The sequence below is a fragment of the Clostridium porci genome (assembly GCF_009696375.1).
GTDB classification, from domain to species: Bacteria; Bacillota; Clostridia; order Lachnospirales; family Lachnospiraceae; genus Enterocloster; species Enterocloster porci.
In genome coordinates, this window is the sequence record NZ_VUMD01000008.1 from 1 (window position 1) to 14,311 (window position 14,311).

A 14,311-nucleotide genomic window follows, 5' to 3' on the forward strand; every position below is an offset into this window, starting at 1 on the left:
TGTGAAGTCCCAACGCCTGTCAGATTTAATTGTTAAATGGTGTATCTGCCCTGTCAACCGGCTGGAATCCATGCAGATAATCAGTAGTGTCATATTCCTGCCATTCACCGGGAGCCGTGTATATCCTAACCTTATGAATACGCCGCATAAGGGCATTCCATGTCACTGTCTGCTCCAAGCGGATATTATGATACTGGTCTTCTAACTTCCAGTTAGAAACGACATACACGAAGTTATAGCAGGCCTGCCGGTTGTTGTACCTTGCAGGGAGTTGCAGAGGGTAAATGTCAAGATAGTTCAGCATATTGCCTATTGGTAAATCACTTCTAAATTCTTCAAAAACTATCACATCTTCCCCGGAATAGGTGTCGAATGGGTGCTTATAATCCGTTACCCGGTATACATTGGAATCGCCGTGATTATCAAGGATATATCTGGACTTTCCAAAGCCGGTTGCACCGCTCACATAGGTTACTAATAGGTTCATGCGCCGTTCTGCCTTGTAGCGGCTGGAAAGTATCTCTAAACGTGCCTTATCAATGTGCTGTAGGTTCAGCAGGTTGTCAGGATTAATTTCCAGAATCTCTACATTCGAATAGCCGTCCTTAATCATCTGGTATAAGTTGGCTAAATCGCTTCTTCGCCCCTGTCCCGTTTGTGGCATGGTTCCCCATTCCTCAAAGGTATCCTTTAAATTTGTGGTTCCCTTTTCCGTATCTTCCCACTTGCCCTCTTTGCGGATATATGCCCGGTTTTCTTCTGCCGTTCCTTGCGCTTCCTCGATATGGGCAGATGGAAAAGCCTTCTTTATGCTGGAAAAATAAACCGGATTCTTAAATTGTGCAAACAGGTGGGTATGCGGGGCTTTTGCGATCTCATCACACATACACCAGTAAATAATATTCTCCCAGCTTGACAGCTTTTCTTTAATCGCCTGATGGGAACAGTTCTTGTGCTTCTCTGGGTTGTTAAATGTTAATTGGTACTTTCGGCTACGCCGATTATTAGTGGTATTTTTCTTTTTGGTTGTCATGATATTTCCTTTCTATGTTCCGGCACAGAGCCGACACAATCGGGGGTATGCCGGAACCATTGATTTTAAAGGATTTTTTGTAATTTTGACACTGACACCGAAGTTGTGGTAATACTAACAACTTCGGCATGGGAGCAGGGGATTGCCCCTGCTCCACGTCCAGAACGCCTTACGCTTCGCACGGCGATCTGGACGCTTCATAGCGTGTTACTCCTGCGATAATATCCGATTCCAGTAAGTCCATGCGGTTAATTGCAGGAACACGGATAGCATGGAAATCAGAGCCATTGGAAAGCATGTAGCCGGTTCCTCTAATGCGGTCTGGGAGCATTTCAGAACGGAAGTCAGAGAATAACATTTGCTGACTTTCCTTGGACATGTTTCCAAGACCGATAGCAAGATTGAAGTTGTCTCTGGCGGTTCCAAAAGTGCTGGCATCTGCCCTTTGCTGACTAATGATAACTTGCAGGTTAAAACTGCGCCCCATCATCAGAAGCCTTGATAGGTCTTGCATGGCATTTGCGGCGGCTTTTTTGTCGGTACTTAAAGAACTGATGAACGAAGCCCATTCATCAAAATATAGTATAGTAAAATGCCGGTCAGAGTTTCCCTGCTGTCGTTCTGAGAGCATGTTGCTGATTTTCTTTAAGCCATCCGCACAGTCCATGAATCGGTAATAATTATCGGCTTTCTGCAAAAACGAATAGTCGTTATCGGCTTTCATATCGCATACAATCAGTTCGCTATCTGAGCAATATCTGGATATTTTCCCTAAAATTAGTTTGCATAAATATGTCTTGCCTGAACCTGTTGCACCCACTACGATAATATGTGGAGTGCGTTCTGGCTTCCAGATGATTTCTTTGCGCAAATTTAATAGGCAAAAAGAATCATCAAGTACAATAGGAATTTCAATATCAATACCCATAGGTGCTATCGTTGAACGTACTGAATACCGGTGCTGCGCTATAAGAATCGTTAATTTTCTCCTCATCATAATCAAGACAGAACGTAACATACGTATGACAGTCTGATGGTTCTCCCATTACATGAAGAAACGTATTCTGCTTTGGCGGACACAATCCATTGATTCCATAGGATGTAATCCTCTGGTTAATGGCTCCCTGCAATACATCCCGGATAGTCAATATATGCTCCGGGATTAAGTTGGTAATTGACAATTTGTTGGCACGATATGTCAGCAGATAGCCGGTGCCGTCCGGCTTAATCTGTATCCGTTGTGCTGGGTTTTCCATAATAATATTGGAAAGGTTCGATGGATTTGCGAGGTTAATCAAGGACGCAAGGCTTTTATCCCGTAAAATATCACCCATAAAGCCGCCCACCTTTTCATAAACAGCATTTGCTTTTGGCATTAAAGCCTTGTACTTCTCTTCAAGAACCTTGCGCCGTTTTGCTTCTCTCTGTTCCCTACCGGACTGAATCCATGCGAAAAACATAGCAATAGAAATACCAATAATCGCTAATTCGCCCATGTGGTTGTCAATAAAGCGGTAAACCGAGAGAAACAGAAAACCAGTCAGTCCTAGAACGGCGGCTATTAACAGTAGGACGATGATAATAGTACCTAACTTCTGAATGGAATTCTTATCCTGAAGTGCGGACTGGGTTTTCTTTGCAGCCTTTTTAATAGATTCATTAGCTGAATGATACAATTCCTGTAATTTCTTAAACATAAGTTTTCCTTTCTGCCCCCGCCATTGGCGAGGGCATTTGATTTCTTTAGGCTTTGGACGGGGTAATATCTACCACCCGTAAATATCCGCCGTTTTTACCTACGCCAAAGTCTGCGTTGACAATATATGATTGATTGACTTCCAACATATTATATTGCTCTTGCGTCAGCCGGAGCGTATCAATAATTTCCCCGTTGTTCTGAACAATATTTCCGACAAAGGCTGTGTGTGAATTTCCGTTGGCGTCTTTCCAGAGTTTCTGGACTTTCCCCAAGAGAAGTACTTTTGCTGTAACTTGCATATCAATTCTCCTTTTTTGTTTTAATTTGTTTATGTCATCATGTCGCGCGTCATGTTGATTTGATGATGTTATCATACCAATTTTGAGGACTTTAGTATCAATGCTTTTGGACTATTTTAGACCATAAAAACAGCCTTGCAACAAATGCAAGGCTGTTACTTTAGATGGTACTTTTTTTCTTAATGGATTCAATCTGCCATTTCAAATAGGAACATATTATTTGTGCGTCTGATTGGCTGAGAGTATATTCCGTACTATCAGTGTTGCCGAATAAAATATAGTCAGCCGTGACCCCGTAAAATTGGCAGCAAGCCATTAAAATCTCCGCGCTCATAAAGCATTCAGCATTTTCAATCCGTTTATACTGCGATTCTGACAAAGTGACGCTTATGTCGTTTTTTCGCCCGCTGGTTAGTTGAGCAACAAGTTGACGAATGCTAAGATTTTTTTCCTGCCTTAAATGAGCCAACGTATTGCCTATTTCATAGGCTCGGTTCTTGTAAATGCTTTCTGCCATTCTATTTTTATAGTTGCTTTTTGCCATTATTTGCTTCCTTTCTGTGACTTTCATATTTTTCATATATTTAAAATCCACAGGGAAACAAAAAAACCTATTATCCCCGCTGGAAAACTTCGTTGATTTAACTGAATCAACGCTAAATTCGAATAAATCGAACCAACAATTTCCACGGGCCAATAGGCGCGCAAGCATATATGCAGGAAAAAATCATCTGCTGTTAATTAAATTTAAATTTTACAAATATAATCACCTCACTGTTTAATAGGTCTATATTAGCACATTTTCAGTATAAAAGCAAGAACTATTTAAAAAATCTATCAATATTATCTATCAATATCCCCTCAAAAATCATTAGTAACTTATCGAATTTCCTGTTCTAATGCGTCAAAAAGGGGGTGGGTGAAGAATTCTCCCAATGTAATCTCAAAGCCATCACATATTTTTTTAATTGTGGATAAAGTAATATTCTTTCGTCTTGAATCAAAGATACTATAAACAGTAGATGGTGTTAGACCGCATATATTTGCAAGCTCATTATATGCTATACCTCTTTCTTTACAGAGTAGTTCAATTCTTTTTGCAGTTGCGTCTTTTACATTCATTTTATTATATCCTTTCTGTTTTAGTTATAAAAAGGATATAATTTTATACGCAATATCGTATACGCTGTTGCGTATATTTAAAAAGTGTGGTAATATGTATCTTAAAGAAACAATAAAATAAAAGGAGGATTTCAAAATGAAATTCACGAAGTTTGCAGTTGTTACCGCAATTTTATCAGCAGTAATGGCGACAAATGTTTTTGCCGGAACATGGAGCACTGGAAAAGGAGAGAATCAAAACAACTGGTGGTATGATAACGGAGACGGTACATACGCAAATAACGGCTGGCAATGGATTGATGGGAATAATGATGGGATAGCAGAGTGCTATTACTTCGATACGAATGGTTGGTTACTGACAAATACTGTGACGCCGGATGGATTTAATGTAAATGCTGATGGAGCATGGGTAAACAATGGACAAGTTGAAACAAAAGTCACGGAACAAACGCCTAATAATGAAACTTCAAATATAGATGGGAAATATACCCATATAGGTTTTTACTATAATGGCGATTTTATAGAGTGGAAACCAGAAGAAGCGGACGCAACTGTAGAATATTATATTTTAACTGAAATTGACCAAAATACAGTAAAAGCAGAGATTTGGGGAGCAGAGGTTCAAGGTTCAGAAGCAATACTTAAAAAAGATGGGGATTCCTATATATTTGAATCTGGTAAGTTAAGTGATTCAGATATCTATTCTGAGTTATATAATGACGGCGCAGACTTACAGCAGTATATTTGTGAACTACGTATTGAAGGAGATACACTTAAAGTAAAAGGAGCAACTTCAGCATCTACCATATGGGATGGTACGCCAACTCGCTGGCAAAAAAACGATAACACAGTCAGTATTTTTAAACGATAAAAGATAAGAAAATAAACAAGAGGTTGATAGAGAAAAACTGTTCTATCAACCTCCTTTACAATTTTGAAACATTATCAACCTCTATAACAAGCAGTAAAGGGGTAAAATGTATCTGCTCCGCAGACCCCTTGACAGCTTTCCTCTCCGATTTCTAAGTTGTAGACAGCCTGTAGACACACGTTAGACAGTATGCGTTCCTCCTTGATTTTATTAGCTTTCCCGACATTGGGAGAGTTCGAATCCCGTCTCGCGCTTTTTTTATTTGTTACCAGTTCCTTTTTTATCGGAAAACTGGTGTAAAATTAGGAACGGTATTGCTCGGCTCCTAAAGCTGTTTCAATAAGTTCTACAGTAATTTTTTTACTCGGCAACAACTGTTTCAGAATATAGAGATATAGAGCACGCTTTTCTGGAATATTTGCAATAACTCATTTTGTTTATTTCTCCAGATCCTTCCTTAAATTGCTTTTCTTGTATTGGTAACAGTATTTTTTACACATCAACAGTATGCCCACTTGCAGCCGAAACATTATAATCGAAATACTATATATTCAAGATATATTTCTTTATTACGAATTATCCTGGAGTTATATCAGTATACATAAAATCAGACCAGACATGAATATCGATCACAATATCCAACGGCTAAGACGTATTGCGAATAGGATATGTCATGAACCAGTCCAAGAGTCCCTTAGTTCTTTTGAATTGTCTGGTTTATTTGGGTGACTGTATTTAAATACTCCATAATCCCAATATGTATGGTCCAAGCCAATTTATCCTGGTAATCCTCTTGTTCCAGCTGCGCCGCTTCCTTATAATTGCTTAAAAATCCGCACTCGACTATTACAATAGGCTCCTTCACATGAAGGAGAAGGTAATAATTGTCATTGGACTTGGCCATCCTCCTGTTGGCATCTCCCATAACATAATCAAAGCGTTTCTGCAATAGCTCCGCAAGTAATTTCCCCTTCTGCGAGTTCTTATAATAAAATACCTGACCTCCTGACACATACTCCTCATGATAGCTGTTCTGGTGGATACTCACCACCAGATCCGGGGCAGCTTCCGTTATAATATCACACCGTTTTCTCATATCTGCCATTTTTTTATAGCTACCGCCGGAGCCGTGAAGTCCCACATCTCTATCCCGGGTGAGAATCACCTTTACATCGGAGGCTTCCAGGTACGCCTTCAACCGTTTAGCGATTTTCAGATTAATATCCTTTTCCAGCTGTCCGTCGATTCCTACTTTGCCTGGATCGTTCCCCCCATGTCCCGCGTCTATGACTACCACCGGTTGCTTCCGATCCGCCTTTGCTCCCTGGGTCTGAACCGTTACCAGTGTTCCTGTCTGCCAAGATATTAATGCCACGATACCAAGCAGCACTATCCCCATAATGGTCTGCCATGCTGATTGCTTCATCAATGGACGCTCCCTAATAACCTTTAATCCAGTATATTCACCCCTTCTCTGGAAAATGAACCTGGTTTCAGTCTACGGTCAGATGATTATAATCCATCACTGCGTCTTCTACAATATATTCCAGATATTCATAGGGAATAATGGGGTAGCAGTACTCCTGCCACAACCTATATCCTGGCTGCTTTACCACCTCCTCCACCACCTCAAAAGCCCTTCCTCCATAGCAAGCTTCATTCATATCTGCATAGGCCTTGGACATCTGCTGCTTCTCTTTCTCTGTCAACTGTACGAAAATCTCTCCTGCTTCCTCCTCTCTGGAATCTTTCATAGCGTCATAGGACTGATTATAAAAAATACGATTCAGAGTGGAAAGACTGTATGTATTAAAATTAATTAGGTTCTTATCCCTTATTTGGCGCTTCTTGGCCCATTTTTCTATATTTACCTTATTTGTATTGTAGGCAAATGTCTCATCCTCCATATACTCCAGCACTCCGTATTGGCATGGAGGCGTAGACAAGGAGCTGGTTACAATTTCATAAATACCTATATCGTTGTTTTGCATAAAATGCTGTACATGAAGGTGACCGCTTAAAAACAATGATATATTATCCCCCTCCAGCATGTCGATGAGCTCACTGCTATGCTCGATGGTACAATCATCTACATAAACCTTGCTCTGATCCAGCAAATTGTGATGAGCCACAGGCAGCAGGATAACTCCCTGGTCTCTGGCTTCTTCAAGCTGCTTCTCAATCCACTGATAGGTCTCTGTTTTAATCATTCCTCCTACCCGGCTCCTGGGAGTATACTGGCATGTATCCAACATTAAGAGCCGCATAGACGGTCCTAAATCGTAGCTATAGCTGAGAGATTTGCTGTCTCTGCTATAAGCCTCCTCATATCCGAAATCCTTGTATATCCTTTCAAAATCTTCCGGTGACGTAGGCTCTGCCGGATATCGGTCTATTCCGGAATAGGCGGCTGCACTATGATTATTTATATCGTGGTTACCAGGAATCACTGCTACTGTAATTCCAGCCTTCTCCACTTCCTCCAGCTTCTTAGCCAGCTCCACATGACTTAGTTTTTCTCCCTGAAGGGTCAAATCCCCGCTAATAACCAGAACATCAGGGCTAAGAAGCTGTATCTCCTCCAATGCCGCATCTGTAATTTCCCGCACATAGTTGGTCAGCTTTCCATCCCCATGGTCTACCATAGCCTGGAACATGTCCCCTTTATCAGTAAGAGAGGCTGCAAGATAATGAATATCTGTCATAATCACGATCCGCTTCCCTCCCTCTAAGGGTTCCGCCTTAACCTTCTTCCCTCCAGAAAATGGCTCTATCTCCGAAGGAGCTGGCTGGGTAGGCTTTAGAGTTTCCGGTTCAGTCAGGGTTTCAGTGACTGGTTCCTTGAAGGACAGGCATTGAGATTCTCCCCCTGTCTGGACGCTGCAACCTGCCATCATCCAGCACCAGACTGCCGCTAAGATTGCGCCTACACTCCTGTTCCATCTTATCATGCTTTTCCCTCTGCTCTTAGTTTGGTAGTGTCAAGTTTTGGACTCTCTATATTGATGTAAGCCTTGTAAAATCGAGGTTTCCAGGCATTTTTACATCCAAAAAGCCTATTCCCCCTCTTGTGTCCTTTTGATGATCAATTATTTTGCTTGCGAATCCCTGCCATGTCCGGGATGAAAGCCCGTTAAATTCAGGCTGTACAGGGATTTCCATTGTTTGGCAGCCCGATCGCTTGATGTCTGCTGCCTTGAAAAATCCAACTATTTTACAGTGGAGATAATATCCCAGATATCCGTGGGTTCAAACCCAAGTCTCCAGCAGGCAACTCCTGCCAGATCCGCATCCCTGACAGCCTTGATCTTAAGACTCATGGACTCCTCCTCCTCCATCCAGATATACTGCTTTCCATCGTTGCCGTCCAGCCCTCCGCGGTAAAGCCCCAACTCATCATCCCAAGTGAGCTCTACATTATTCGCCTCCACCCATTGTTTAGCCTCCTGGATTCCATAAGCTCTGGAAGTGGTGGTATCGCCCGAAACCGTCCATACTCTGGTATAAAAGGGAACTGCATTGATTACCTTCTCCTTTGGTACCTCCTTCAGCGTATCTTCTATGGCTTTTTTTACGAACGAAATAGAGGATACTGGGCCGGCCTCTCCGCCTGAGTAGTGCTCATCATAGCCCATAATAATCACATAATCCGCTACTATTCCCTGCTCTCTTCTGTTAAAATGAGCGGAATAGGAAGAGGGAACCGGATTGTCCACCGACAGCACCAGCCCTTTCTTCCTACAGGATACTGACAATTCTCTGATAAACTGTACATAGTGAGGGCCTGCTTCCGCTTTAAAGCTTTCAAAATCCAGATTAAATCCGTCAAAGCCGTAGGTGTCTGCCTCCTTCATCAGATTTTCTATCAGTTTTTTTCTGGTACTGGTAGAGGACATAAGCGCCTCTGTATCCAGATTTTTAATGCTTTCCTCCGTACTGACATTTTCCACCATAGCCCACACCTTAAGTCCCATATTATGGGCCTTATCTACATATTCCTTACTGGCCAGAGAGGTATAGGTTCCGTCATTGGATTTTACATTAAACCAGGTGGGCACAATTACATTCATATCCCTGGTATTTTCTACAACATTGACCAGATTGGCATTGGCAGCTTCTGTTGTTACCATATGAAATCCCAGACGTACCTTCTCCTCCATAGACAGATTGGTATATACTGGCGCTTCAAATTGACTTTCAGGTGTCACTGTTCCTGCTCCCTCCAGCCTGCGGTTTTCCAAATATCCCACATAACCGTCTTTGGTTCTGACTCTGGCCCACTTATCCATAGACTCCAGCACATCCACCTGATCCCCCGCATACACATCTGTAATAACGGGGCTTTTGATTCCTCCCTTTTCCCTGAGCCGTCCCTCCTTTTTCACCACTGATGTCTCATAGGGCTCCCAGCTGGTATCTACAAACACTCGCTTAATCTGGCTGGTAACAAAAGCCTCTGTCCGTATATCTGTATAATTCAGTACCAACCCCAAAGACAGGAACATCCCCTCTGAAGTTACCTTAAGCAAGGGGCCCTTCTCTCCCATGGCATTCTCATCTGCATATACAATGGTATCCGGCAGGGTATATACCAGAAGCCGCTCTCTCTCATCCCAGTAAAAACGCTGATTGAGATGTTCATTAACCCACTTCACCGGCAGATAGACCTGACCATCCTCGTAAATCCCTCTGGCATCCTGTAATTCATTATCTAAAAGCAAAGCCACTCGACCGTCCTGTATCCTGAATATCTTCTCTTTATCTGCCAGTTCATTGCTTGGCATATACCGTTTTACATATACAAATCCGACGACTCCCCCTGCCAGTACAAAAAGCAGCAGAACCAGCGCTATCATTCCGCAGCCTCGGTCTTTTTTTCTTCTGCTCATTCTTTCCTCCGTCATTATCTGATGGTATTTATTCTATCACAAAATACAGTGAATGGGGCATTTAATTATTTACAATTTGGTTACGGCCAGCATATCTCTTCTGGCACATCCCTCTGCAACCATCCGGCAAAGCATATTTATTTACAGCCTTAAAACTGCTGGGTATTTACCTCTGATAATAGCAAGCCAGGCGACAAGCCCTATGTCCGCCTGGCTTGCTGATGGGGGCAAACGCTCTGCCGGCTTTGGCTGCACAGGCTGAGATGGTACTCATGGCAGCGCATTTGCTTTATCCCCTTATTTTATCATTTCCTTTTCTTGTTGGTGGAAGGCCCCCACAAATTTACCTTATTAAAATGAATTTCATCTAGGCATCCTGGAGAGGCGCCTATGTAATCACCCATATAGCAGCCCCCGTCCTCCCCCATTTCAAATATCCGCTCCCAATCCGATTCTTCCGCCTCCTCTCCATCGACCAGAATACGTCCTCCCTTTTCCTGATACTGCCTTAGCGCTTTCATAAAGGCCTGCTGACGCTTCTTGCTGTCAGCATATTCGCTTTTTGTCATCATACTTTCATCCTCTGGTTACTTACAGGCTCCGACATCAGCTGCCTACAAGGAGGCATATCGTGACATATCTTATAAGCAGCCTTGCCCTATCCCCTTGCTTTTCTTCACAAAATTCGTTCAAACCACTCCATAGCCCTTCTGTCGACTGAAAAGGCATCTACTGAAAGCGGAACCCGAAGCAAAGAAATCCGAAACCGCTTCTCAATCTCTCTTCTGGTGTCCTCACTGCCAAAGGCAGCCGTATATATCCACCCCCTTCTGCGGTTCTCCTCCTCTGCTAAAAGCTCCAAAAATGCCCCCAGCTTCCATTCGTTTAAAGATCCAGCTACCATCTTCACCGTGCATCTGAGCCATTCCGCACGTACAGATGGCCGCATTTCTCCAAAATCAATGATAATCTCATCATAAGTGCCATCCATGCAGGCTGCCAGCACATGTGAGTTCCCATTTTTGTAGTACGTAACCCCAAAAAATGTGTACCTTGTATCTGGTGACTCTACATTCCTTCCATAGGTGCGGCTGAGAATTTCCTCTATCCTTCCAAGGCTTCCATGACCATTCCATTCAATGAACGCTGTCCTGCGCTGAAGGGAGCTGGCCAGATAATTAGCCATCCAAAGGGCCAGGTGTGTTACTCCTGTTCCCCGTCCTGCTCCTACAATTCCAATGACCCTGTATTGGTTTACGGCTTTTTTGCCGCGGTTATAAAGGCCGCCCATCCTTCTCTGATTTTTTCTGCCCAGCCTGTTCTCCCGCCTTTCCTTCCTGAGTTGCCGGCAGCGGCTTCCCAGACTGTCTGCAAACATTGCTTTGCCTCCTCTGTCAGACAAAAAGGGTCTGCAAACTCAGGTACTCCGAAAACCTCCATCCCTGGCCGTTTCCGAATCAGCCCTCTAATCCTGCCTTCAAGTCCCAGCATCTTAAAACGTCCACCGTTCATATGTCGAAGCAGCAAAAGCATTTTTATTCCTTCTTCCTGCTCCTCCTCCAGGGCTTCTGACATTCCCACCACCTTTTCCTGCTCCCACAGGCTTCCGGCCGCTACCGCAAGCAAAGCCACCCCTCCTTTTCTGGCTTCTGCCTTTGCCAGCTGCCAGTCTGTTCCGCAGTCTTTTAATACCATCTGAAACCCTTCCGGTTCTCTGAGTCGAACTGCGGGCCCATACCAGGGTTTCATAAAACACCGTTGCACATTATAAATTCCATAAGCGTCAGGCCGCAGGCTACCAAGCCGTGCCAATGCATGCACTGCCTGAGAACGGTTACATTCTTCATATAATACCTTATACCCCTGTGCTGTAAGATACCGGCACAAGCCAAAGGCAAGATGGGTAGCTCCGGCGCCGGGCCTGCTTCCTGTCAAAACTACATTGAGAGACGGTATTTCCTTAGATTCTTTTTTCACTGGCACTCCTCTGACACAGAGCTGCTCCAAAGCACGTCCTGCTTCCTTGGCGGCGCTGTAACGCTTCTCTCTGTCCGGGTCCATACATTTTCTGATAATCTGCATAAATGCTTCGGTCAAATCTGCCTGGCTTTCTTCTCTCTCCCTTAGGGTTCCTTCTGTCATGAATCGGAGGACTGCACCAATGGCATAAATATCAGTCCTTTGGTCTAATATCTGGTCAGAAGTATATTGTTCAGGAGCTGCGCATCCTACGGTTCCATACCGTTTACGGCTTTCATTGGCCTCCGGGCTCTCTGCTGCGTGATCAAAATCAATGAGCCTTACAGTTCCATCACAGATTATCAGGTTGTTTGGTTGTAAATCCAAATATAGAATTGGGTATTCACCTGCTGAGTGCAGGTATTCTACCAGTCCGCAGATCTGCATACCATAGCGGGCTGCGTCTGCTTCCTGCAGAGTACCCTGACGTGTAATCAGGGTATAGAGAGAATCCCCTTTCAGGTATTCTTCGATTAAATAGAAATACTGGTCGTCTTCCTCTAAATCGTAAATCAAAGGAATTCCAGGATGCCGCAGTTCTTTTAAAATGAGGGCTTCCCTGCGAAAAGCTTCATAGTCCCCATTCTTTCTGGACACACACTTGACAGCCCTGTATTCCTCCAGGCCCAAATGCTCTGCCAGCCATACGGTTCCTGTCCGACCGGTTCCTAAGATATGCAACAGGCGGTATTTTCCAAATAAAACGGTGCTCCTGACTCACCCCTCCTTTGTAGCAATACCATCTCTCATGGCAAGTTTACCCTAATTGCCTCATCTTGTCTATAGTCGATTTAGCATCTATATATGGGGAAGCGATATTTCAAAAAATTAGTCTTCCATAATTTTTTCTTACAATTTCATCTTTATAATTGATATTTTCCCCTGTAATGTAGTATATTTAAATTGTAGAAGTCTATCTTCTGACCTAGTGTCAGATGGACGTCGCCACAGATGACACAGAACAGGAAGTGATCCGATGAAAATAGAACGTATTAACGAAAACCAAATACGATGCACCTTAACCAGCTTTGATTTAAGTGTAAGGAATATCAATCTGGCAGAACTTGCCTACGGTACAGAGAAAGCCAGGAAGCTGTTCCGCGAGATGATTCAGAAAGCCTCTAATGAGGTTGGCTTTGAAGCTGAGGATATTCCTCTTATGGTGGAGGCCATTCCTTTATCCAATGAAAGCATTATGCTGGTGATCACAAAAATTGAGGACCCGGAGGAACTGGATACCCGCTTTTCCAAATTTTCCCCCTTTGCAGAGGATAACCAGACTTCTCTCCTGTCCCAGCTTACCAGCGAATTTCTGGAGGGAGCTCAAAATTCTCTGAACTATCTGGAACCGGATACAGTAGAAGATGCGCGGCAAAAAGAAAATACGCCTGCTGCCAATGCCTCCTCTGCCAAGGCCCAAAAAATGGTAAGCAGCAGCCGTCTCTTCCGCTTTGAAAGTCTGGACCGCGCCAGTGAAGCAGCCAAAGCTGTTCAGGGAATATACGAAGGTATTAATACCTTGTACAAAAAGCCAGGAACACGCCAGTATTATCTGATTATTAAACGCCAAAACTGTACTGACTTGGATTTTTCCAGAGTCTGCAATATTTTGGCAGAGTACAGCGTAAAACTTCCCTATGGGTCTGCGGAGGAGGCCTATTTTAAAGAGCATTATGAAGTCATTATCAGAGAGCGGGCCCTTCAGAATCTGGCACAAGTTTAGGAAAACAGCATAAAGCCTGCTTTCTTTAGAAAAAGCTGCTATGAACCGCAGCGCCCCCGGAAATCTCCGGGGGATTTTTCTGTTCGTTTCTTTTTAATCAGCATTTAAATCATCCGTCTCTTATCCTGGACGCGTTTTCCATTTCTTAATATATTTTGCATCTTCTCCCTGAGATACTATCATGTCTCGTCCGCTGGTTCAAGCCATAATAACACTTTAATAATTTATTGTAAACAAACAGTTCTTGAGAAATCGATAAAGTTCGGTTATCTATCCTGCCAATGCGTTTGTATCTGGACAAATATCCTGAATCATCCGCCTCGGCAAACTCATGCCCGAAACTCTACAGGGCAGAAAAAAGAACGCTGCCCCGGCCCGAAGCACATACACTCCGGCTGTCGGAACAGCGTCGCATTTTTATTTGCCTGCCAGAATCTCATTAATCTGAGAAACCAGAGTGTCACAGTCAATTCCATGAACCATGCAGGCCTCCTCCAGAGATTCTCCTTGAGAAGCAGGGCAGCCCAGACAATGCATGCCCGCACGCATCAGAATCGGGGCAATAAGGTCATCTACCTGAAGCAGCTGACCAATCAGCATACTCTTATCAATCGTCATAAACGATTACCTCCTTAATAAACTGCATTACAGCTTCC

At 43.4% G+C, this 14,311-nt stretch carries 15 protein-coding genes; 2 read left to right on the plus strand and 13 right to left on the minus strand.

Annotated elements, in window-relative coordinates:
- Positions 1-25: 25 nt before the first annotated feature.
- The 6 genes from FYJ39_RS10160 to FYJ39_RS10185 all read right to left on the minus strand — a co-directional run bounded on the left by FYJ39_RS10160 (position 26) and on the right by FYJ39_RS10185 (position 4,153).
- Entirely contained in the window at positions 26-1,033 is a 1,008-nt protein-coding gene (locus FYJ39_RS10160) for a hypothetical protein (RefSeq protein WP_154472366.1), read from the minus strand.
- 169 nt (positions 1,034-1,202) lie between these two features.
- Positions 1,203-1,961, minus strand: a complete 759-nt coding sequence (locus FYJ39_RS10165) for an ATP-binding protein (RefSeq protein ID WP_195840410.1) — start codon at positions 1,959-1,961, stop codon at positions 1,203-1,205.
- Complete coding sequence (locus FYJ39_RS10170; protein WP_154472368.1) at positions 1,951-2,730, minus strand: hypothetical protein; 780 nt, start codon at positions 2,728-2,730, stop codon at positions 1,951-1,953. The genes FYJ39_RS10165 and FYJ39_RS10170 overlap by 11 nt, the downstream gene beginning before the upstream one ends.
- Positions 2,731-2,776: 46 nt before the next feature.
- Positions 2,777-3,031 (minus strand): hypothetical protein, encoded by a 255-nt coding sequence (locus tag FYJ39_RS10175; protein WP_154472369.1) that lies wholly within the window; start codon positions 3,029-3,031, stop codon positions 2,777-2,779.
- Between the two features lie 160 nt (positions 3,032-3,191).
- Entirely contained in the window at positions 3,192-3,575 is a 384-nt protein-coding gene (locus FYJ39_RS10180; RefSeq protein WP_195840411.1) for a helix-turn-helix domain-containing protein, read from the minus strand.
- Between the two features lie 335 nt (positions 3,576-3,910).
- Positions 3,911-4,153: a helix-turn-helix domain-containing protein gene (locus FYJ39_RS10185; protein ID WP_154472371.1), complete on the minus strand. Its 243-nt coding sequence runs from the start codon at positions 4,151-4,153 to the stop codon at positions 3,911-3,913.
- A 136-nt stretch (positions 4,154-4,289) separates the two neighbouring features.
- Here FYJ39_RS10185 and FYJ39_RS10190 point away from each other — a divergent pair, with 136 nt between their 5' ends.
- The gene (locus FYJ39_RS10190) at positions 4,290-5,024 is read left to right on the plus strand and encodes a hypothetical protein (protein ID WP_154472372.1); all 735 of its coding nucleotides are present in this window, start codon (positions 4,290-4,292) and stop codon (positions 5,022-5,024) included.
- A 694-nt stretch (positions 5,025-5,718) separates the two neighbouring features.
- On the opposite strand, the gene FYJ39_RS10195 is transcribed toward FYJ39_RS10190, so the two are convergent.
- From FYJ39_RS10195 to FYJ39_RS10220, 6 genes are all read right to left on the minus strand, one after another.
- On the minus strand, positions 5,719-6,450 hold the full coding sequence (locus FYJ39_RS10195; protein ID WP_154472373.1) for an N-acetylmuramoyl-L-alanine amidase: 732 nt from the start codon (positions 6,448-6,450) through the stop codon (positions 5,719-5,721).
- A 67-nt stretch (positions 6,451-6,517) separates the two neighbouring features.
- Positions 6,518-7,975 carry a metallophosphoesterase gene (locus FYJ39_RS10200; protein ID WP_154472374.1) on the minus strand — a complete coding sequence of 486 codons (1,458 nt, stop codon included), beginning with the start codon at positions 7,973-7,975 and terminating at the stop codon, positions 6,518-6,520.
- A gap of 258 nt (positions 7,976-8,233) precedes the next feature.
- Entirely contained in the window at positions 8,234-9,913 is a 1,680-nt protein-coding gene (locus tag FYJ39_RS10205) for a glycosyl hydrolase family 18 protein (RefSeq protein ID WP_154472375.1), read from the minus strand.
- A gap of 305 nt (positions 9,914-10,218) precedes the next feature.
- On the minus strand, positions 10,219-10,485 hold the full coding sequence (locus FYJ39_RS10210; RefSeq protein WP_154472376.1) for a hypothetical protein: 267 nt from the start codon (positions 10,483-10,485) through the stop codon (positions 10,219-10,221).
- Between the two features lie 104 nt (positions 10,486-10,589).
- On the minus strand, positions 10,590-11,204 hold the full coding sequence (locus FYJ39_RS10215; protein WP_235919791.1) for a hypothetical protein: 615 nt from the start codon (positions 11,202-11,204) through the stop codon (positions 10,590-10,592).
- A complete protein-coding gene (locus FYJ39_RS10220) occupies positions 11,168-12,613 on the minus strand; it encodes a serine/threonine protein kinase (RefSeq protein WP_235919792.1) in 1,446 nt (481 codons plus the stop codon). Before FYJ39_RS10220 ends, FYJ39_RS10215 begins: the two co-directional genes overlap by 37 nt.
- A 295-nt stretch (positions 12,614-12,908) precedes the next feature.
- Here FYJ39_RS10220 and FYJ39_RS10225 point away from each other — a divergent pair, with 295 nt between their 5' ends.
- Positions 12,909-13,655, plus strand: coding sequence for an adaptor protein MecA (locus tag FYJ39_RS10225; RefSeq protein ID WP_154472378.1), 747 nt, complete (start codon positions 12,909-12,911; stop codon positions 13,653-13,655).
- A gap of 417 nt (positions 13,656-14,072) precedes the next feature.
- Here FYJ39_RS10225 and FYJ39_RS10230 read toward each other — a convergent pair whose 3' ends face one another.
- Positions 14,073-14,273 carry a DUF1858 domain-containing protein gene (locus FYJ39_RS10230; RefSeq protein WP_154472379.1) on the minus strand — a complete coding sequence of 67 codons (201 nt, stop codon included), beginning with the start codon at positions 14,271-14,273 and terminating at the stop codon, positions 14,073-14,075.
- Positions 14,274-14,311: the final 38 nt, after the last annotated feature.

Bases quoted from the DNA above. Each gene is read 5' to 3' on its own strand.
- FYJ39_RS10215 (WP_235919791.1), bottom strand. From the start codon at position 11,204: ATGGGCGGCCTTTATAACCGCGGCAAAAAAGCCGTAAACCAATACAGG.
- FYJ39_RS10175 (WP_154472369.1), bottom strand. From the start codon at position 3,031: ATGCAAGTTACAGCAAAAGTACTTCTCTTGGGGAAAGTCCAGAAACTC.
- FYJ39_RS10170 (WP_154472368.1), bottom strand. From the start codon at position 2,730: ATGTTTAAGAAATTACAGGAATTGTATCATTCAGCTAATGAATCTATT.
- FYJ39_RS10180 (WP_195840411.1), bottom strand. From the start codon at position 3,575: ATGGCAAAAAGCAACTATAAAAATAGAATGGCAGAAAGCATTTACAAG.
- FYJ39_RS10165 (WP_195840410.1), bottom strand. From the start codon at position 1,961: ATGGGTATTGATATTGAAATTCCTATTGTACTTGATGATTCTTTTTGC.
- FYJ39_RS10190 (WP_154472372.1), top strand. From the start codon at position 4,290: ATGAAATTCACGAAGTTTGCAGTTGTTACCGCAATTTTATCAGCAGTA.
- FYJ39_RS10210 (WP_154472376.1), bottom strand. From the start codon at position 10,485: ATGATGACAAAAAGCGAATATGCTGACAGCAAGAAGCGTCAGCAGGCC.
- FYJ39_RS10230 (WP_154472379.1), bottom strand. From the start codon at position 14,273: ATGACGATTGATAAGAGTATGCTGATTGGTCAGCTGCTTCAGGTAGAT.
- FYJ39_RS10205 (WP_154472375.1), bottom strand. From the start codon at position 9,913: ATGAGCAGAAGAAAAAAAGACCGAGGCTGCGGAATGATAGCGCTGGTT.
- FYJ39_RS10160 (WP_154472366.1), bottom strand. From the start codon at position 1,033: ATGACAACCAAAAAGAAAAATACCACTAATAATCGGCGTAGCCGAAAG.
- FYJ39_RS10200 (WP_154472374.1), bottom strand. From the start codon at position 7,975: ATGATAAGATGGAACAGGAGTGTAGGCGCAATCTTAGCGGCAGTCTGG.
- FYJ39_RS10195 (WP_154472373.1), bottom strand. From the start codon at position 6,450: ATGAAGCAATCAGCATGGCAGACCATTATGGGGATAGTGCTGCTTGGT.
- FYJ39_RS10225 (WP_154472378.1), top strand. From the start codon at position 12,909: ATGAAAATAGAACGTATTAACGAAAACCAAATACGATGCACCTTAACC.
- FYJ39_RS10185 (WP_154472371.1), bottom strand. From the start codon at position 4,153: ATGAATGTAAAAGACGCAACTGCAAAAAGAATTGAACTACTCTGTAAA.